A 19,744-nucleotide genomic window follows, 5' to 3' on the forward strand; every position below is an offset into this window, starting at 1 on the left:
AGCGCACTGCGGCTAGTTGTACTTCGTCGGGTGCACTCCCATGAGCCACGCCAGCTGGGTGGCCAGCGGGTTCAGGTTGAGAGTGTCCGGCATCTTCTTCGGGGTCTTGTCCCACGGCTGCGGGAAGTCCGGATTGGCCAGCGCAGCGCGGTTCGCGCTTCGGACACCGGTCGGATTGCCCACGGCGACATCACAGTTCGCGTCCTTGTTGAACGGGAAGTCGTCGTAGTTGATGTCGAAGGACGGGTTCTTCTTCTTGATGTCCGCGATCATCTTCTGGGTGCTCTCGTAACCCACGGTGCAGGCCGGCGGGTTCTCGGTCTCCAGGACGATACCGAAGTGGATCTGCCCGTCACCCGGCGCCGGCGTGTGCGAGCCTGCCGATAGCGCCGACAGCATGGCTAACAGGGCACCGGTCGAGAAGGTGGCCGGCTCGATCGTGTCCATGGTGTCGCCGAGCTTGTGGATCAGCGTGGTGGCGTCCGTGCCGTTCTTCTGAATGAACGACGAGAGCTGCGTCGCCGTCATCGGCGCGTTGGTCAGGATCCGGCGGACGGCCGGGTCCGACGACGCAAGCGTCGCGGTGATCTGATCGAGGCTCTTGGACCAGGCCAGGATCTCATCGGACTGGTCGGCCTGCGTGCCGAGGACGACGTCCGCGTTCTGGATCAGCGAGATGGTCTGGCCCAGATTGTCGTGCCCGGTCTGCGCGAGCTTGGTCAGCGAGTCGACCAGCCGGTTCATGTTCTCCGACTGCCCGTTGAAGGCCAGACCGAGCTCGTGGACGACAGTGGTCAGGTCCTTGACCGGTACCGCCTCGGTGAGCTTGATGGTGTCGGTCATGACGTCTTGCAGCACCGGGGGCAGCGTGTACTTGGTGATCACGTCGCCCTTTTTCAGGTACGGACCCGCACCGGTCGTCGGCTGCAGATCCACGAACTGCTCACCGATGGCCGACCGGTTGGCGATCACCGCGGTGGCCGACTCCGGGATCTTCGGGCCGCGCGAGTCCAGCCGCAGCTCGACGTCGACGCCCTTTTCGGTCAGTTTCATGGTGCCGACGCGGCCCACCGGCACGCCCCGGTAGGTGACCTCGGCATTCTGGAAGATGCCGCCCGCGCTCTCCCCCATCCGGAGGGTCACCTTGTACTGCGACAGACCGACCATCTTGTCGAGCTGCGCGTAGTTGGCACCCACGAAGACGATCGCGGCCACACCGATTATCGCGAAGACCACCAGCTGAATCTTGACGAGCCTACTGAGCATCGGAGCCTCCCGGGAATGCGAGCGAAGCGTCCAGGAAGTTGGTGCTCTTCGCGTCGGCGGGCAGCGGACCGTACTGGTTGCCGCCGGCCGGCTTCTTCTTGGCCGGCTTCTTCTTGGCCGGCGGAGTCGGGTTCATCGGGTACGTGCCACCCGACGGCGGAGTGTTCGGCCCCAGCTTCGAGTTCGGTGCCGGCGGCAGCAACGAGATCGTCGGCCAGCCCCAGCGCGGGCCGTTGCCGTTGACGTACGGATTGCCCTTGTAGATCGGCGGCGGGTTGACCGACGGCGCCCGGTAGTGCGGGGTGCCCTGTCCGACGCCGAGTGCCTCGAGCTGGTTGAGCAGCCGCAGGTCGACGTTCAGGAACAGGTTGGTCGAGTCGCCGTGCACGGCGGGCAGGATGTCGTCCGGGAACGGATGGGTCAGCATCAGCGGCGTCGCCGTGATGGCGTCGTCGACCGACTTCGCCAGCTCCGTGAGGATCGGCCGCAGCGCCTTCAGATCGTTGATCATCTGCGTGTGCGACTTCGCCAGGATGTCGGTGCCCACCTGACCCAGCTGGTCGAGCTTGGTCAGCAGGTCGACGAACTGCGGACGCTGCTGTTCGAGCACCGCGATACCGGCCGGCAACTCGTCGAGGATCCGGTCGATCTGTTGGGTCTGCTGAGCGGCCCGGTCCGACAGCACCGCGACGCCGTCGACCGCACGCACGATGTTGTCGCGCTGCTGGTTGAGACCGCGGATCAGCTTCTCGGAGTTGATCAGCAACTCTCGGGTCTGCTTGCTGCCCTCGGTACCGCCCATCGACTCGTTCAGGGCGGTGACGATCGGCTCTAGCTGGTTGATTCCGCCGCCGTTGAGCAGCAGCGACAGCGCGCCGAGGAGTTCCTCGATGTCCGTCGTGGTCTTGGTCCGATCGGTCGGGATCGGCACCTTCGGATTCTGCCGTGGGGCGCCGGCCGCGTCCTTCGGGTCGCTCAGGCTGACGAACTTCTCACCCAGCAGGTTGGTCTGCTGGACCGCAGCCCGGGACTCATCGGAGAGATCGACCTGGTTCTTCACCTTGATGTGGACGCGCGCGTTCCACGAGTCGGCGGGCACCTCGATCTTGGTGACCTTGCCCACCGGAGTGCCGTCCATCTTGACGACGGACTGCGGCACCAGGTCGAGGATGTTCGCGAACTCGATCATGTATTCGCGCGGATGGTCGCCCAGGTCGACACCACCGGGCAACGGCATCTGCTGAACGTTGATCCCGCAGCCCGACACGCCGACCATCACCGCGCTCATCGCCACGGCCACGCCGGCCGCCTTGATGCGGCCTGACCTGCTGAGGTTCATCAGTTGCCTCCCGGGAGTGCAGGATCGGGGTTACCGGCGTTCTGGCCCGGGTGGTACATGTCCTGCAGCTTCTTGCCGCTCATGATGCCGAACGGCAGGATCGGCAGCAGCGGCTCCAGCACGTTGTTCTGGATCTGCTCACCGACCTCGGTGCAGTTGTTGACCAGCGGAGCCATGATCTTGCTGAACTGGACGGCCTGCGGGTTGCCCGGCAGGAGCTTGCCCAGGTCGAGCATCTTGCACAGCGCGCCGGCCGGGTTCTGCAGCTGCGTGATGTTCACGCGCATGTCGACCGTGCCCGACTCCGCGTCGTAGGCGTTGATCAGGTTGCTGACCGTCACCGGCAACACGGTCAGGATCTCCAGGAGATCCTTCTTGTTGTCGTACAGCGCGTCGGCCGTCGGTTCCAGGTCGCGCACCGCCTTGCCGAGCTTGTCCTCGTTGTCGGCGAGGAAGCCGGCGACGTCGCCCAGCGCGTACGACAGGGTGTCGAGCGCCTTTCCGAGTTGGTCGCGCTCCCCGGCCAGGAAGGTGTTGAACGACGCCATCTGCGTGTTGAACTGGCGCACCTGCGCGTCGTTCTCCTTCAGCGCCCCGACGAACACGTCGAGGTTCGCGATGGTGCTGGCGATGTCGCCGCGGGAGTTCGCCAGCGTCGACGCCGCCTGCGACAGGTTGGTGATCGCGTTGCCGAGCTTCTCACCGTTGCCGTCGAGCGCCTTGGCGCCTGCGGACACGAAGTTACTCAGCGCGCCCTTCTCATTCACCTCGTCGGTGCCCGGGCCCAGCGACTTCGACAGCTTCTGCAGGTTGGCGTAGATCGCGTCGATCTCCACCGGAACCCCGGTGCGATCGGTGCCCAGCGTCACGTTCGAACCGGCCTTGGGACCACCGGAATAGGCGGGCACCAACTGCACGAAGCGGTCGGCGACCAGCGACGGGATGATCTGCACGGCCTGCACATCGGCCGGCAGCTTGACCCCGCGGTTCACCCGCATGTCCACCTCGACGGTCTTGCCTCGCGGGGTGACCTTGGTGACCTTGCCGACGTCCACGCCGAGGATCTTGACGTTGGAGCCCTCGTAGATGCCCACCGCGCTGGTGAATCGCGCCTTCACTGTGGTCGCGGTGAGGACGTTGAAGGCCCACCAGCCGATGATGCCGAGGATCACGGCGACGATCACCACCACGGCGATGATCAGATTGTTCTTGGCGTTGAAGAACTTCGTCTCGTTCACAGTCGTATCCGGAGTCGTCATCAGCCGCCCGTCCCGCCGTTAGTCAGGTTCTTTTGCATATTGGGCGGTCGGTGCGTGTTCTGCGCGGGCAGCGCCGGCGGCAGCAGGTTGGTGACCGTCGCCTCGAACCAGCGACCGTTGCCCAGCACGTTGGCGTACAGCTTGTAGAACGGCGCCAGGTTCTGGATCGACTTACGCAGATTCGAGTTCTGCCTGGTCAGCAGGGCCGTCACCTTGGACAGTGAGTCGAGCACCGGGCCGATCTGCTTCTCGTTGTCACGGACGATGCCGGTCAGCGAGGTCGACAGCGTCTCGGTGCTGGCGAGGAGCGCCGAAATGCTCTGCTGGCGCGTGTTCAGCTCCTTGAGCAGCACCCCGGCGCCGGCGATCAGCTTCACGAACTCGTCGTTGCGATCGGCGAGGATCTTGGAGCTGCCCTTGGTCGCCTCGAGCAGCCGCTGGACCTCGTCGTCGCGGCTGGCGATGGTCTTCGACAGCCGGGAGATCCCGTCCATGGCCGGCCCGATGTCGTCGGCGTTCGCGGTGAACACATCGGACAGCTGACCGAGCGCCTTCGCCACCTGATCGGTGTTGACGTTCTCGATCTGATTGGCGGCATCGCCGAACGCCTCGAGGACGTCGTACGGGGCCACCGTGTCGGTGAGGGTGTCGCGCGGATTGGCGAGCTTGGTGCCCTTCGGGTTCAGCGCGATGTACTTCTGGCCCAGGACGGTCTTGATCTGGATGGTGGCCTGGGTCTTGTCGCCGATCCAGGTGTTCTCGACGCGCATCCGCATGAGGACCTTGTCGCCGTCGAGCCGGACGTCGGTCACCTCGCCGACCTTCACGCCGGCGACCCGGACCTCGTTGCCGGCCTTGACGCCCGCCGCCTCGGAGAACTGCACCGTGTACTGCGGTGCCGCACCGACCATCGGCAGGTCCTTCAGGTAGAAGGCCGACAGGGTCAGCATCAGGAGCACGACGATGCCGAGCACGCCAACGCTGCGCGCGCTGCGCTTGCCGGCGAACCGGCGCGACTTCTTCGGCGGCAGCTTGGTGACGTCGATCTCGTCACCCGCGGGGGTGTTCTGTGGATTGGACACGGCTCACCCCTCCCCGTTGATCTTGCCGTCGGCCCAGCAGCGCGTCGCCGCGCTGGTGTAGAGCACGTGATTGATGTCGGGCAGCGGCACCAGCGGCTGCGTCAGCAGCGTCGACTTGCCGTTACCCGCGGTGATGTCGATACCGCACAGGTAGAACTGGAACCACGAGCCGAAGGTGGCCGAGCGGCCCAGCTTCTCCAGTTTCACCGGGAGATTGGTCAGCGCCTTCTCCACGTCGGCGCTGCGGGCGTCGATCTTGTCCGACAGCACCTTGAGGTTGGCCAGCGAACCCTGGATGGACGGGCGCGTCTTGCTCAGTACCTCGCCGGTCAGGGTGGTCAGGTTCGACACCGAGGTGATGGCCGAGCCCACCGAGTCACGCTGGGCGGCCAGACCGACCACCAGCTTCTCGGTGTTGTCCAGGAGCGCGGTGAACTGCTTGTCGTTCTTGTTCACCGTCTCCAGCACCTTGGTCAGGTTGGTGATCATCTCGCCGATCACCTGGTCCTTGTCCGCGATGGTGTTGGTCAGCTGCGCAGTTTGGGTCAGCAACGACTGGATCGTCTGGCCCATGTCGGTGCCGTCACCGTTCTGGAAGACGTTGATCACCGTCTCCGCCAGCTTGTTCATGTCGTCCGGCGTGATCTGACGGAACAGCGGCCGGAAGCCGTTGAACAGCTCGGTCAGGTTCACCGCCGGATGGGTGTTCGACAGGAAACGGTTCTCGTTGTACGGGAACACGTGCCCCGGGGAGACCATCTGGGTGTCGTCGGCCGGTCCCCGCTCCAGCGCCACGTACCGCAGGCCCGCGAGATTGCGGTAGCGGATGTAGACCTGGGTGCTCTTGGGGAGCCGGGCGCGGTTGACGTTGAACGAGACCTCCGCGCGGTTGTGGTCGACGATCTCGACCGACTCCACCTGGCCGACGCGCACGCCGGCGATCCGGACGTCGTCGCCCGGGTTCAGCATGGCCGCGTCAGTGAAGATGGCCTTGTAGCTGTCCTTGCCCGACGCACCGGCGTTGCCGATCAGCAGGGCCAGGACGGTGGTCGCCAGGATGGTGACCACGGCGAACACGATCAGCTTGATCAGGGGTGCCCACATGCCTCTCACTTGATGGTCACCTCCGCTCCCTTGACCGCGCCGCCACCGATGTAGGTGACCCAGGTCGGGACCTGCGCCGGGTACTGGCCGCTGTCGGCGCCGTAGATCATCTTCATCTTGGTCACATACTCGCTATCGGTCATCCCGGCGCCCTGCGGCTGCGCGCTGAACTGCGGCTGCGGCAGGTCCTTGATGGTGGCCGGACCGGGGTTGCGCGACGGCGGCTGGTAGGAGCCGTCCGGGACGCTGCCGCCCGGGTACTGCCCGAACGGGCGGCCGTTGGTCGCCTTGTCATAGCAGCGGGCAGGCGGATCGCGCCACCACATGCGCGGCTCGTCCTGGTTCGGCAGGTAGCGGCCCCGCGGGTTCACGAACTGCACGTTCACGTGCACGCCCGGGTTCTCGGTGCCCTTGCCGACGATCGGACCCACCTTCGGGACGATCTCGGCGAAGTTCTTGAACGTGCACCCGAACACCGGAGACTGGCGGGCCAGCTGGACCAGCAGCGTCTCCGAGTCGACGAACAGGTTCACCACGTCCTTCTTGTTGGTCTTGAGGAACTTGGTGGCGTCGACCGAGGCCACGCCCAGCGTCGCGATGGTGTTTCGCAGGTCGCCCTGGCGATCGACGATCGTCCGGTTGGTCACCCGGAAGTTGTCCAGCGCGTCGATCACGTCCGGCAGCGCCTGGGAGTAGGTCTGCGAGAAGCTGGCGAGCCCCTCGAGCGTCCCCTGCAGCGCGGGCATGTTCTTGTTCAGCGCACCGAAGATGTCGTTGAGCTGCTCGATGGCCTTCTTCAGCTGCGGACCACGCCCGGCGAGCGCCGAGTTGATCGACGTCAGGGTGGCGTTCAGATCCTCCGGCGGCACGGCCTGCAGAATCGGCAGCAACGCGTCGAACAGATCCTCGACCTCGGGGGCGTTGCCCTTGGCGTCGATGTGGATGGTGCCGCCCTTGCCGAGGTTGCCCTCGGGGTCGTCCGGAATCTGCAGCGCGACGTAGCGCTCGCCGAAGAGGGTCTTCGGCAGGATCCGGGCGGTGCTGTTGGCGGGCAGCTGGTCGGCAAGCTTCGGATCGAGGGCCAGCGTGACGGCGACGGTGCCGTCGCTGTGCACGTTGACCTTGTCGACCGAACCGACGACGACGCCGCGCGCCTTGACGTCGGAGTGCTGCGTCAGTGCGTTGCCGACGCTGCTGGCCTCGAGGGTCACATCGGTCGTCGACTTGAAGGTGCCCATGAAGATCAGGACCGACGTCGCGAGCAGTCCGATGACGACGACGTAAAAGACCAGACCCAGCAAACGGCGTTTAAGAGTCGCATTCACGTGCGGCTAACCTCCGACCCGGATCGACGTGCTGGTGCCCCAGATGGCCAGGCTCAGGAAGAAGTCCAGAACCGCGATCAGCACCAGTGCGGCGCGAACGGCGTGTCCCACGGCCACGCCCACACCGGCGGGACCGCCGCTGGCGAAGTAGCCGTAATAGCAGTGGACCAGGATGATCACGAAGGCGAATATCAGCACCTTCAGGAAGCTCCAGAGCACGTCCACCGGCGGCAGGAACAGATTGAAGTAGTGGTCGTACGAGCCGGACGACTGACCATTGAACACGGTGTTGATGAACCGTGACGCCAGATACGCGGCCATCAGGCCGAGCACGTACAGCGGGATGACGGCGACGAAGCCGGCGATCACGCGGGTCGACACCAGGAACGGCACCGACGGGACCGCCATCACCTCGAGGGCGTCGATCTCCTCGGAGATCCGCATGGCGCCGAGCTGCGCGGTGAAGCCGCAGCCGACCGTCGCGCTGAGTGCGAGGCCGGCCACCAGGGGCGCCACCTCGCGGGTGTTGACGTAGGCCGATAGGAAGCCGGAGAGCGCCTCGGCGCCGATCTGGCTCAGAGCCGCGTAACCCTGCATGCCGACGACGACGCCGGTGAAGCCGGACATCAGGACCATGACGCCGACCGTGCCGGCGATCACGGCGAGGCCGCCGGAGCCGAAGGCCACCTCGGCGAGGATCCGGAGGACCTCGCGCTGGTAGTGGACCAGCGTCTTCGGAATCCACGCCATCGTGCGGGCGTAGAAGGACATCTGCTCGCCGGCGCCGTCGAGCAGCTTGAGCGGCTTGCCCGCGATCTTCTTGGCCTCGTAGGCCAGGTATTCGGGACGGCTCTTGGCGATCGTCACACCACGGGTCACGACTAACCTACCTTCGGCGGGACGATCTGGATGAAGACCGCCGTGATGATCAGGTTCGCGAAGAACAGCAGCAGGAACGTCACGACCACGGACTGGTTGACCGCGTCACCGACGCCCTTCGGGCCGCCCTTCGGGTTGAGGCCCTTGTAGGCGGCGATCACACCGGCGATGATGCCGAAGATCGCGGCCTTGAACGTCGAGACGTACAGGTCGGGGAGCTGCGCGAGGGCGCCGAACGAGGCCAGATACGCACCGGGCGTTCCGCCCTGCACGATCACGTTGAAGAAGTAGCCGCCGACGATGCCGACGACGGCGACCAGGCCGTTGAGCAGCATGGCGACCAGCACCATGGCGAGCACGCGGGGCACGACGAGGCGCTGCACCGGGTTGATGCCCAGCACCTCCATCGCGTCGATCTCCTCGCGGATGGTGCGCGAGCCCAGGTCGGCGGCGACCGCCGATCCGGCCGCGCCGGCCACCAGCAGCGAGGTCACCAACGGAGAACCCTGCTGGACGACGACGAGCACGCTCGCCGCGCCTGTGAACGACTCAGCGCCGAGCTGCTTGATCAGCGAACCGGTCTGCATCGAGACGATCGCGCCGAACGGGATCGCGATGAGCGCGGTCGGCAGGATCGTGACGCTGGCGATGAACCAGGCTTGCTGGATGAATTCGCGCCATTGGAACGGGCGTACGAACAGCTGGCGTGCGACGTCGACGAAGAGTTGAACGATGTTGCCGGTCTGGGTGAGAGCCCCGTCGCCGGCCTTCTGAATCTTCGCGACGCCACGCTGAGTGGCACTGGTCATTCTCGGGTGCTCCCCTGCCCGTCGCGAACGACGGTGATCTCTTCGGTGTCCTCACCCACGGTGCGGATCGTCTCGGTGACGCCCTCGGCGCCGTCGTCGAGGGTGATCGTCTGGGTGGGCGATTCGATGACCTCGGTGACGCCGCCGGCCGAGGTGATGACCTCGGTGGCACCGTCGTAGCGCTGCGCGACCCCGGTCGGGTACTCGAACTGGTGGTTCGACATCGCGACGAGCGTGGCGGAGGTGTCCGGGCTCTCCGCCGCGCGGCGGTCCTCCTCGGCGATCGAGGCGCGGATCGCGGCCTGCGCGTTCGGCGGGAGGTCGTTGATGATGTTGAGGACGTTCTGCCGGTGGCGGATCGCCGCCTGCCGGACCGGCATGCCCGGGTTCGGCTGGACCTGCGGGATGATCTCGCTGAAGTCGTCCTTGGTGCCACCGCCGGAGATACCGGCGGCCTGCATGGCGGCCTCCTGCGCGGCGACGGCCTCGTCCTTCTCCTCGGACATGCCGATGGGGCCGAAACGATCGCCCGACAGGAACTGCTTGACGACGGGCTGCTCGGAGGTCAGCAGCACTTCGCGCGGGCCGAACATGACCAGTTCCTTGCGGAAGAGCATGCCGATGTTGTCCGGGATGGTGCGGGCGATGTTGATGTTGTGCGTCACGATCAGGATCGTGGCGTCGATCTCGGCGTTGATGTCGATCAGCAGCTGCGAGATGTACGCGGTACGGACCGGGTCCAGACCGGAGTCCGGCTCGTCGCAGAGGATGATCTCGGGGTCGAGCACCAGGGCGCGGGCCAGGCCGGCGCGCTTGCGCATACCGCCGGAGATCTCGCCGGGGAGCTTGTCCTCGGCGCCGGCCAGACCGACCAGCTCCACCTTGTCCATGACGATGCGGCGGATCTCGTCTTCCTTCTTCTTCGTGTGCTCACGAAGCGGGAAGGCGATGTTGTCGTAGAGGCTCATCGAGCCGAAGAGCGCACCGTCCTGAAAGAGGACGCCGAAGAGCTTACGGATCTCATAGAGTTCCTTGGCCGAGCACTGGGTGATGTCGGTGCCGTCGATGATCACCGAGCCCTGCTCCGGATGGAGCAGACCGATCAGTGTCTTCAGGAACACCGACTTACCGGTGCCCGACGGGCCGAGAAGCGCGTTCACCTCGCCTGCCGGCAGGGTGAGCGTCACGTCGCGCCAGATGTTCTGTGAGCCGAAAGACTTGGTCAAGCCCTCGACTGCAACCTCAACTCCCACTGCGTCCCTCCAGACGTATTCTTCCGCACCGAGACGTCGTCGCGCCGGTCCCGACCACTTCGCGGAGGAACCCCCCACGCGGTGCCGCCAATTGTGGCTGGGGTCACCCTAACCCACCGCACCATCTGCAAACACCTCGACCTCGATGGATGCGAAGTCGTAGTCGTCCTGCGAACTTACCTATTGGTAACTTCCCGGTTCGCTGAGAATACCCAAAGAACACGGCCGCCACAAAGTGAGATCCGGGTCCACATCGACGGCCCACCGTGACGTACCGCACAGTGCCATCGGGCCATACCCGGGCAGGGACTTTAGTCCCGGCCGGTGAGCCGGTGCGATGAACGCCGATCGACGCTGGTCGCCGGTACCGCGTCGGGTAGTGACCGAGCGATCACTCGGGGAAATCCCAGGTGAACACCCGTTCCCGCGGGCCTCGAATCGGCCCGGCACGACCCGGAGAAGAAAGTGCGGGCGACACCCGGAATAGCCCGGCCGCGCCGACAGAATCGGGGCCGTCCGCGGCGCACGAACTCCAGAACGGAGTTTCGACACCGACTCGGCTAGCGTCTCGCCGGGCTCAACGGGCGGTGTGGGAACCACCTCGCCGGGTCCAACGGGCGGTGAGACCCCCCAGCAGCCCGTTGAGCCGGTCGAGCCCGCAAGGGCGAGACCGAGTCGAAACGACCTCACCCATCGAGCCCACAAGAGCTCCGCGCCAGGCGTCACACCCGAACTCCAGAACGGCGTTTCGACACCGACTCGGCTAGCGCCTCGCCGGGCTCAACGAGCTATGTGCCAACCACCTCACCGGGTCAAACGGGCGGTGAGACCCCCAACAACCCGTTGAGCCAGTCGAGCCCGCAAGGGCGAGACCGAGTCGAAACGACCTCACCCATCAAGCCCACAAGAGCTCCGCGCCAGGCGTCACACCCGAACTCCAGAACGGCGTTTCGACACCGACTCGGCTAGCGCCTCGCCGGGCTCAACGAGCTATGTGCCAACCACCTCACCGGGTCCAACGGGCGGTGAGACCCCCAGCAGCCCGTTGAGCCGGTCGAGCCCGCAAGGGCGAGACCGAGTCGAAACGACACCCGTCGCTACGAAAGACGTAGCTGGGCGATCGCCGACTGACCGGACTCGCCTCCGGCCGATACGACGACGAAGACCCGCAGGGAGATCCCTGCGGGTCTTCGATCAGCCTGATTCAGGCGGCTGCTCGCACGAGGCGAGCCCGTCTCACTTGAGCGAGATGGAGGCGCCGGCCTCTTCCAGCTTGGCCTTGGCGGCCTCGGCGTCTTCCTTGCTGACCTTCTCCAGGAGGGCCTTCGGAGCGCTCTCGACGAGGTCCTTGGCTTCCTTCAGGCCCAGGCCCGAGACGACCTCGCGGACGACCTTGATGACCTGGATCTTCTTGTCGCCGGCCGACTCGAGCACGACGTCGAACTCGTCCTGCTCGGCGGCGGCCTCGGCGCCACCGGCGGCCGGAGCACCGGCAGCGGCGACGGCGACCGGAGCGGCAGCGGTGACCTCGAAGACCTCTTCGAACTTCTTCACGAACTCGCTGAGCTCCAGCAGGGTCAGTTCCTTGAACTGCTCGATGAGCTCGTCAGCGGTGAGCTTCGCCATGATGGCGTCCTTCCTCTAATCCCTATGCGGGGGAGGCCTGCGGTGCAGGCCATGTCGGTGGGTACGGCCGACGGTGCCGGCCGCGATCGGGTCCGGGCCTCAGGCGGCTTCGGAGCCCTTCTTCTCCTCGAGGGCCGCGGCGAGACGCGCGACCTGCGAGGCGGGCTGGGTGAACAGCCCTGCGGCCTTTGCCAAGTTGCCCTTCATGGCACCGGCGAGCTTGGCCAGGAGGACCTCACGGGTCTCCAGGTCGGCGATGGCCTCAACCTCGGCGATGGACAGCACACGGCCGTCCATGTAACCGCCCTTGATGACCAGGGCCTTGTTGTCCTTGGCGAACGTCTTGATCGCCTTGGCGGCCACGACCGGCTCACCTTCGATGAAGGCGATCGCGGTCGGACCCACGAACAGCTCGTCGAGCCCCTCAACGCCTGCTTCGGCAGCAGCACGCTTGACGAGGGTGTTCTTGGCGACGGAGTACGTCGCGCCTTCGCCGAGCGAGCGACGGAGTGCCGAGATCTGCGGAACGGACAGCCCACGGTATTCCGTGATGACCGCCGCATTGGCACCCTCGAACAGCCCGGTGATCTCTGCGACCGCATCGATCTTTTCCTGGTTAGCCATACTTCGCCTCCTCTCGTGTCTTCTCTGACACCCTGTGGGTGTCGCGACCCAGTACCCGTCGCCCGCGAGGGGTTCACGACGTTCCGGCCGGAGAAACACGAACGCCCCGTGCAGGAAGCACGGGGCGAATGGCCGCGGCGAACCACGGCGAAGTCTCCTCGTTCATCCTGCGTGGGCCGCCGAGATGTTCTCGGGCCTTCGATCGGGATCACTCCCGACGACCGACGGTCTCTGGTTGAACTCGATTCCCTCGGACCCGCACGGGGTCCGCTGAACCGCAGACCAGAGTAGCCGGGCACCCCGGCGAAGTCGAATCGGCCGTCGTCGCCCAGGCGCGACAGGTCACGGCGAGGTCTCCCGATCACACCGGTTCGGTGTGATCGACTGTACGGATCCCGGACACGAGTGGCGATCAGGAACGTCGCCGTGCTTAATTGTTCGTAAGACTTTTCCCGTGGGATGGATCACAGTCCGGTGAATCCCTGGGATCATCGCCGCGTCCGCGGCGGGAAGCGAGGGATCGACACGTGAGCGTGCCACTCGATCTGCACGGCCTGGAGCGGGCGCACCGCGCCTCCGAACCGGGCGGTTATCGCGATGCCGACGGCGGCCACCGGGCCGCGGCCTGGCACGAGGCCGTCTACGGGCGCAAGCCGTACCCGCGCGTGCACATCAGCCGCAATGTCACCGTCACGATGAGCGACGGCGTGCGGCTGCGCGCGACCGTGGTCCGCCCGGCCAACCGCGTCGGCCAGCCGAGCAAGGCGCCGTTCCCGGCGATCCTCAACGTCAATCCGTACAACCGCACGCTGATCGACGGCTTCGACCATCTGCTGCACGCCCCGGTCATCGGCCGCACCGTGCAGACGGCCGCGCGCACCATGACGCGCGGTCCGGGCCCGCTGACCGGCGCCGCCCGGCTCACCCGCACCTTCGGTGTGGGCCTGTTCGACGTCTTCGGCATCAACCGGAATCTGGTGCAGTCCGGCTACGTGCAGGTGCTGGTCGACGTCCGCGGCACCGGGGCATCGCACGGCAAGTGGGGCATCCTCAGCCGCCGCGAGCAGCAGGACTCGGTGGAGATCATCGAGTGGATGACACGCCAGTCGTGGTGCGACGGCTCGGTCGGCATGGCCGGCTGGAGCTATTCGGCGATCAACTCCCTGCAGGCCGCGGCCCTGCGGCCGGAGGCGCTCAAGGCCGTGTTCGCGGTGGAGGGCAGCGAGGACGTCGTCCGCGACATCTACATCACCGGCGGCATGCCGTCCGCGTTCATCCCGATGTGGCTGGCGCTGGTGAACCTGGCCAAGTGGGTGCCCAATCCGGCCACCCTTCTCGGCGACCTGTTCACCGGCGACGAGTACCGCTGGCTGCGCGACCGCCTCAAGAGCCCGGCCACCGAGATGCCGTCGCTGTTCTGGGGTTTCCTCACCGCCAACGACCACCGCATCTTCGATCATCCGTACTTCAACGAGCGCTCACCGCGGGTCGAGGACATCACCGCCGCCACCTTCACCGTCGGCGCATGGCACGACCTGTTCGGCCGCAGCGCCACCCGGGTCTACGACCAGTTGCAGATGGAGCCGGGCCGCAAACAGTCGCTCATCGCCGACGGGTACCACCTCGATCCCGGCTGCGACCACGGCCGCGAGCACCGTCCGCCGCAGCTCGACGTCCTCGAACGCGCCTGGTTCGACCGCTGGCTCAAGGGGATCCGCAACGGCATCGAGGAGTACGGGCCGGTGACCATGGAGCAGCAGGGTGGCGGCTGGTCGTGCGGGCCGTCGTTCCCGCGGCCCGGGGTGCGACCCCAGCGCCTCTTCCTCACCGAGGACCCCTCGGAGACCGCGCCGCATACCCGGCACGACGGCTCGCTGAGCGTGGTGCCCGCGCACCGGCGCCGGTCGCTGCGCATCAGCCCCGACCTGCGCGGCGTCGTCTCGCGGGATGCCTCACAGGTGTTCGCCGGCCTGCCGATCGCGCTGGGCAAGCACTTCTCCAGCGATGCGTCGTACCAGGAGAAGGGCGCGCTGAGCTTCACCAGCGAGCCGGTCACGCAGGCCACCCAGATCTCCGGCCAGATGAACCTGCGGCTCAACGTCTCCACCACGGCCCACGAGGGGATCTGGGCGGTCACCGTGAACGACGTCGCCCCGGACGGCACCTCGACGGTGCTGACCAACGGCGCGCTGACCGCGTCGAACCGGGCGCTGGACACCACCCGGTCGACGTACGCCGAGGGCGGCACTCTGGTCGACGCGGTGCACTTCCTCTCCCGGGAACGGCGCCTGCCGGTCCCGGCGGACGAGCCGGTGCGCATCGACGTCGATCTGGTGCCGACCGACGCGGTACTGGCGCCGGGCCACCGGTTGCGGGTCGACGTCTACGCCGCGAGCCTGCCCCGGTACCTGACCATCGTGCCCGACCTGATCAAGGCGCGCGGCCGCCGCCAGCAGCTGGTTCTCGATCCGAACAAGCCGAGCTACCTGACGTTCCTGGCCGACGGCGAGCTCGGCACCGACCCGGTCCCCACCCGGTCGCAGCTGCACCCGATGGCACCGCTGGCCGTCGTCGAGTAGCCCGCCCAGCCGGCTGAGCCCGTCGAGCCCCGCAGGGGCGAGACGGTGTCGAAGCCACGCCCCCGACCGGCGGATCAGTCCGGGTTCCGGGCCGCCCAGCACTTCTCGGCGAAGCGCGCCATCCGCACGATCGCCAGGCGGGACTCGGGCAGCAGATCGATGAAGGCCTGGAACACGTGGACGGCACCGCGGAAGATCTCCAGCCGGACCGGCACGCCGGCGCGGGCCAGCGCCGCCGCGAAGTCCTCGGCGTCCACCCGCAGCATCTCGTGCGAGCCGACCTGGATCAGCGTGGGCGGCAGATCGCTCAGGTCGCCGTCGAGCGGCGCGACGGTGTCACCGGCCGGTTCGCTCTCCCGGATCATCCGGTCGAACTCGCTGAACGCCCGGTGCGGGAACAGCGGATCGGCGGTGCGATAGGCGCCCTCGCGGCGGCGCGACGGCGTCGGGTCGATCAGCGGGTTCTCCAGGATCAGCCCGGCGGGCAGCTCCTCCCCCGCGTCGCGGAGCCGGACCGCGGTCATCGCGGTCAGGAATCCGCCGGCCGAGTCACCCGCGATCACGATCTGGCCGGGGGTGTAGCCGCGGCCGAGGAGCCAGCGGTAACCGTCCAGACAGTCCTCGATGGAGACCGACGGCGGATGCTCGGGCAGCTTGCGGTAGCCCACGGCCAGCACCTGGGCGTGCGATTTAGCGGCGATCGATCCGGCCAGCCTGCGGTGCGACTTGACGCCGCCGACCACGAAGGCGCCGCCGTGCAGATACAGGATCGCCCGGTCCGGTCGTGCGCCGACCGGAATCTGCAGCTCAGCACCACAGTTCGGGAGCTGCACCGGCTCGCGGAAGTTGCTCGGCAGCGGCGGAACCACCTTGCCCGCGACGTTGTCGAACAGGTCGTACGGCCAGTCGACCCCGGGGCGGCGCGACCAGGCGGCGATCACCGGGTACGCGCCGACGCGCAGCCCGACCCAGGCCATCCGGCTCCGGACGCTGCGCTGCGAGTACTCGACCCGCTCCACCTTCACGACGTTCGATTCGGTCATGTACGCAGTTTGACACAGGGACATTTCAGAGCAGCCCGGCGTCCCCCAGAATCACCCGGTACACCAGCCCGGTCTCCGGCCCCAGGACCAGGCCCGCGAGTTCGGTGAGGGTGCCGGTGAACCCGAGCCCGTGCGCGGGAACGCCGTCATCGTCGAGGTGGTGGGCGAGCTCGTGCAGGACGGCGAGTTCGCGCATCGCCCACCGGTCCGGGTGCCCGGCGGGAAGGGCGATGGTCGCGTCGTCGCGAGAATAGTGGGCGGCCGCCGCCGACCGGCGGTCCCGCACGCGGACCGGCCGGGCCGCCCGTGCGAAGCGTTCCCGGACGGCGGGCAGCGCCAGCACCTCGTCGACGTAGCGCTGGACCGACTCGACGGACCCGAAGTGCGCCTCCCCGGGCAGGGTGAGGGTGGTGCCGGCCAGTTCGACGGTGTGCGCGCCACCGCCCGGCCGTTCCATCAGCCGGAAGATCAGGCGCTCCGCGTCGTAGCACCGGGCGCGGCGCGCATCCCGCGTCATCCCTCCAGAGCCCCGCGGGGCGCGCCGAACTCCCGGTCGGCACCGATCTTCGCGCGGCGGCCGGCGCGGTCACCGGCCTGTCGTGCGGCCGACGAATAGCCGGCCGACGCACGGCTCGGCCGCCAGGTGCCACGCGCCGTCGACTCCCGCCGGTGGAATTCGGACACTTCCAGTTCCTTGTGACGCAGCGCCAGCGCGGTCGACGACGGCCCACCGGACCCGTTCTCCACCTCGACGGCGCTGCGCCGCTGGTCGTCGCGGGCCTGTGCGAGTCGTGCGCCGATGCGTTCGGCGAAGGCCGACTGGAAATTCAGACGCGCGGTGATCGGAGACAGCGCCTTCTCCTCGACCACGCGCTGCCGCCACGGGCCGCGGTCGCGCGTCACCACTCGGCGCGCGGTCTGATTCTTGTAGGCCCCGGATTTCAGGTACGCGTCGCTGGCCGCGACCATCTGCACCACGAGCGACGCGTACAGCGCCTCCGTCGCATCGATGTCACCGGCGAAGCCGTATGCGATCACGTAGGTCGAGTTGGCGGCGACATCGCAGGTCAGGTCGTTGGCGCGGCCGATCTGCACGAAGAGTTGCACGTAGGTCCGGAGGCCGCGCTTACCGGCGGTCCCGATGGCGATCTGCCGGGTGATCGGCGCCGACCGCTTCTTGAGTGCCGGGTCGTGGTCGCGCGCCACCGCCAGGTCGATCGACGATGCGGTCGCGAGTCGCTGGGCGGCGGCCATGAACGCCTCCGCCTCGTGCTCGTTGTCGGTGCCCTCGGCCTGCCGCAGCAGTCCGGCGATTCGGGTGAGGAGCTTGTCGTCGCGCATGATCCCAGGGTATCGGCGGTCGCCGGCCCGCTCGATGCCCCGTCCACAGGGCCGGACGGGTCCGACGGTTGTCCACAGCACCGGCGCCCGCCGTCTTGACAGCGGCGGCACGACCGGCGCCGTCAGAGACCGAACTTGGCCTGCATCTCCCGCAGCGTCTCGGCGGAGGCGCGCAGCCCGGCGATCTCGTCGGCGGACATCGCGATCGGGAGACGTTCCCCGGCGCCCCGCGCATCGACCCGGGTCGGCAGCGAGAGACACACGTCGGAGATGCCGTGAAGGTCGTCCTCGATCAGCGAGGAGACCGGCAGGATGCGGTGCTCGTCGTTGATGATCGCCTCGGTGATGCGCGCCGACGCGAGCCCGATCGCGTAGTTGGTGGCCCCCTTGCCCTGGATGATCCGGTACGCCGAGCCGACCACCTCGGAGTGGATCCGTTCACGCGCCCGCGCGTCGAGCAGGTCGAAACCCTCGATCGGCTCCCAGTCGAGGAGCGGGACGCCGCCGATGCTGGCCGAGGACCAGAGCGGGATCTCCGAGTCGCCGTGCTCACCGGCTATGTAGGCGTGGACGTTCTGCACCGCGACGCCGCAGTGCTCGGACACCAGGAACCGCAGACGGGAGGAGTCGAGCACGGTGCCCGATCCGAACAGCTGGTTGCGGGGCAGACCGGTGAACTTCAGAGCGGCGTACGTGATGACGTCCACGGGATTGGTGACCATCACGAAACAGGCGTCCGGGGCGGCCTCGACGATCGGCGGCAGCGCCCGCTTAGTCAGTTCGATGGTGGCCTCGGCCAGTTCGAGCCGGGTCTGGCCGGGCTTCTGCTTGGCGCCCGCGGTGAAGATGACCACGTCCGAGTCCGCGCAGATCGACGGATCCGCCCCGCCGATCACCGCCGCCCGAGGCAGGAATTCGAGGCCGTGCGAGAGGTCGAGCACCTCGGCCGCGACCTTCTCGGCGTTGACGTCCATCAGCGCGACGGTCCGCGCGACCCCGCGGATCAGCGCAGCGTAGGCGATGGCGGTACCGACTGCGCCGGCGCCGATGATGCTGATCTTGCTCCCCGTGGGTTCCATGGCCACGACGCTAGCGCGCTCGACCCGCCCGCGCCCGGTATACGACCGTCCGCGGGCGGTCGTTCACCGAGCCGCCATCAGAGCACCGCGAGGAGCGCGATGTAGGTGAGCGTGCCCAGCCCGACGCTGAGAAGGGTGCGTCGTCCGGCACCGAGATGGACGCCGACGGTCACTGCGAGGGCGAGTACCGCGGGCGCCACGCGGCCGTCGTCGTCGATCGAGGAGGAGAACGTGGTGGCCGCGAGGATCGCCAGGATGCCGGCCGGCATCCATGCGGCCAGGGTGAGGACGAACCGGGACTGTCGGAGTCGCCCGAGGACCGCGAAGGGCAGCGCGCGCAGCGCGAAGGTGATCGCGAAGACCGTCGCGAGCACCGCGATCAGATAGCCGGTCTCAGGCATCGGACGGCCCCCTCCGCGACAGGGCGTACCGGACGACGAGCAACCCGACGAACACCAGCAGTGCCGTGAACAGCACCGCGCCCGGCGTCGCGACGACGGCCACCGCGAAAGCGGCACCCGCCAGCACCAGCGAGGGCACCTGTCCGCGGGTGCGGCAGGCGTCGAGCGTCAGCGTGACGAACAGTGCGCACAGCGCGAAGCCGAGACCGTCGATCGGTCCGGGCAGCAGATTCCCGATCAGGACACCGGCGAGCCCGCCGCCGACCCAGTACGACTGGAACGCGACCTGGGTCGCCAGCAGCCGCGGCGACGTCCACGTCCCCGGCGCCGCCGCGGTGATCGCGTACGCCTCATCGGTCATCGCGTACATGGAGTAGAGCCGTCGCAGCCGACCGCGCACCACCCGCAGCGGGAACGAGAAGGCGTAGAAGACGTGCCGGAAGTTCACCAGCAGGGTGGTCAGCGCGATGGTGGCGATCGGCGCCAGGGCCGCGATCATGCCGACGAGCAGCAGTTCGAGCGAGCCGGCGTACGCCGCGATAGACAGCGCGGGCGCCACCCACCAGGACAGTCCGTGCTGCACCACGAGCAGTCCGAAGGCGACACCCAGCGGGAACATGCCCAGACCCGCGGGCAGCGACAGCCGAAGCCCGGTGAGAATCTCCGAGCGCACGGCCGCGTCACCGCGTTCCGGGACAGGCGAGGTGGTCACCCGTCGAGACTCGCACGTCTCGC

General features: G+C 67.5%; 18 protein-coding genes. 1 reads left to right on the top strand and 17 read right to left on the bottom strand.

What is annotated here, in order from left to right; translation table 11 throughout:
• Positions 1 to 12: 12 nt before the first annotated feature.
• The 11 genes from MYK68_RS17715 to rplJ form a co-directional block, all read right to left on the bottom strand.
• Positions 13 to 1,266: an MlaD family protein gene (locus tag MYK68_RS17715; protein ID WP_247865063.1), complete on the bottom strand. Its 1,254-nt coding sequence runs from the start codon at positions 1,264 to 1,266 to the stop codon at positions 13 to 15.
• The gene (locus MYK68_RS17720; protein ID WP_247865064.1) at positions 1,256 to 2,605 is read right to left on the bottom strand and encodes an MCE family protein; all 1,350 of its coding nucleotides are present in this window, start codon (positions 2,603 to 2,605) and stop codon (positions 1,256 to 1,258) included. The genes MYK68_RS17715 and MYK68_RS17720 overlap by 11 nt, the downstream gene beginning before the upstream one ends.
• Complete coding sequence (locus tag MYK68_RS17725; protein ID WP_247865065.1) at positions 2,605 to 3,843, bottom strand: MCE family protein; 1,239 nt, start codon at positions 3,841 to 3,843, stop codon at positions 2,605 to 2,607. Before MYK68_RS17725 ends, MYK68_RS17720 begins: the two co-directional genes overlap by 1 nt.
• 20 nt (positions 3,844 to 3,863) lie before the next feature.
• A complete protein-coding gene (locus MYK68_RS17730) occupies positions 3,864 to 4,946 on the bottom strand; it encodes an MlaD family protein (RefSeq protein WP_502798264.1) in 1,083 nt (360 codons plus the stop codon).
• 3 nt (positions 4,947 to 4,949) lie between these two features.
• Positions 4,950 to 6,059: an MCE family protein gene (locus tag MYK68_RS17735; protein ID WP_247865066.1), complete on the bottom strand. Its 1,110-nt coding sequence runs from the start codon at positions 6,057 to 6,059 to the stop codon at positions 4,950 to 4,952.
• Positions 6,056 to 7,375, bottom strand: coding sequence for an MCE family protein (locus tag MYK68_RS17740; protein WP_247865067.1), 1,320 nt, complete (start codon positions 7,373 to 7,375; stop codon positions 6,056 to 6,058). The genes MYK68_RS17735 and MYK68_RS17740 overlap by 4 nt, the downstream gene beginning before the upstream one ends.
• Before the next feature lie 6 nt (positions 7,376 to 7,381).
• The gene (locus MYK68_RS17745) at positions 7,382 to 8,254 is read right to left on the bottom strand and encodes an MlaE family ABC transporter permease (RefSeq protein WP_247865068.1); all 873 of its coding nucleotides are present in this window, start codon (positions 8,252 to 8,254) and stop codon (positions 7,382 to 7,384) included.
• Positions 8,255 to 8,256: 2 nt separating this feature from the next.
• Positions 8,257 to 9,063, bottom strand: a complete 807-nt coding sequence (locus MYK68_RS17750; protein ID WP_247865069.1) for an MlaE family ABC transporter permease — start codon at positions 9,061 to 9,063, stop codon at positions 8,257 to 8,259.
• Positions 9,060 to 10,316 (bottom strand): ABC transporter ATP-binding protein, encoded by a 1,257-nt coding sequence (locus MYK68_RS17755; protein ID WP_247865070.1) that lies wholly within the window; start codon positions 10,314 to 10,316, stop codon positions 9,060 to 9,062. The genes MYK68_RS17750 and MYK68_RS17755 overlap by 4 nt, the downstream gene beginning before the upstream one ends.
• Positions 10,317 to 11,552: 1,236 nt before the next feature.
• Entirely contained in the window at positions 11,553 to 11,942 is a 390-nt protein-coding gene (gene rplL / locus MYK68_RS17760) for a 50S ribosomal protein L7/L12 (RefSeq protein ID WP_247865071.1), read from the bottom strand.
• Between the two features lie 99 nt (positions 11,943 to 12,041).
• Positions 12,042 to 12,566, bottom strand: coding sequence for a 50S ribosomal protein L10 (gene rplJ / locus MYK68_RS17765; protein ID WP_247865072.1), 525 nt, complete (start codon positions 12,564 to 12,566; stop codon positions 12,042 to 12,044).
• Positions 12,567 to 13,111: 545 nt separating this feature from the next.
• Between rplJ and MYK68_RS17770 the strand changes: the two genes are divergently transcribed.
• Positions 13,112 to 15,145: a CocE/NonD family hydrolase gene (locus MYK68_RS17770; protein ID WP_502798339.1), complete on the top strand. Its 2,034-nt coding sequence runs from the start codon at positions 13,112 to 13,114 to the stop codon at positions 15,143 to 15,145.
• Positions 15,146 to 15,219: 74 nt separating this feature from the next.
• On the opposite strand, the gene MYK68_RS17775 is transcribed toward MYK68_RS17770, so the two are convergent.
• The 6 genes from MYK68_RS17775 to MYK68_RS17800 all read right to left on the bottom strand — a co-directional run bounded on the left by MYK68_RS17775 (position 15,220) and on the right by MYK68_RS17800 (position 19,721).
• Positions 15,220 to 16,188: an alpha/beta hydrolase gene (locus MYK68_RS17775; protein WP_247865073.1), complete on the bottom strand. Its 969-nt coding sequence runs from the start codon at positions 16,186 to 16,188 to the stop codon at positions 15,220 to 15,222.
• A 25-nt stretch (positions 16,189 to 16,213) separates the two neighbouring features.
• A complete protein-coding gene (locus MYK68_RS17780) occupies positions 16,214 to 16,705 on the bottom strand; it encodes a TIGR04338 family metallohydrolase (RefSeq protein ID WP_247865074.1) in 492 nt (163 codons plus the stop codon).
• Entirely contained in the window at positions 16,702 to 17,529 is an 828-nt protein-coding gene (locus MYK68_RS17785) for a DUF2786 domain-containing protein (protein WP_247865075.1), read from the bottom strand. Before MYK68_RS17785 ends, MYK68_RS17780 begins: the two co-directional genes overlap by 4 nt.
• Positions 17,530 to 17,651: 122 nt before the next feature.
• Positions 17,652 to 18,608, bottom strand: a complete 957-nt coding sequence (locus tag MYK68_RS17790; protein WP_247865076.1) for an L-lactate dehydrogenase — start codon at positions 18,606 to 18,608, stop codon at positions 17,652 to 17,654.
• Positions 18,609 to 18,685: 77 nt separating this feature from the next.
• Positions 18,686 to 19,009 (bottom strand): branched-chain amino acid transporter permease, encoded by a 324-nt coding sequence (locus MYK68_RS17795; RefSeq protein ID WP_247865077.1) that lies wholly within the window; start codon positions 19,007 to 19,009, stop codon positions 18,686 to 18,688.
• Positions 19,002 to 19,721: an AzlC family ABC transporter permease gene (locus MYK68_RS17800; protein WP_247865078.1), complete on the bottom strand. Its 720-nt coding sequence runs from the start codon at positions 19,719 to 19,721 to the stop codon at positions 19,002 to 19,004. Before MYK68_RS17800 ends, MYK68_RS17795 begins: the two co-directional genes overlap by 8 nt.
• Between the last annotated feature and the right edge of the window lie 23 nt (positions 19,722 to 19,744).

Origin of the sequence: Gordonia sp. PP30 (genome assembly GCF_023100845.1) — a bacterium.
GTDB lineage: Bacteria > Actinomycetota > Actinomycetes > Mycobacteriales > Mycobacteriaceae > Gordonia.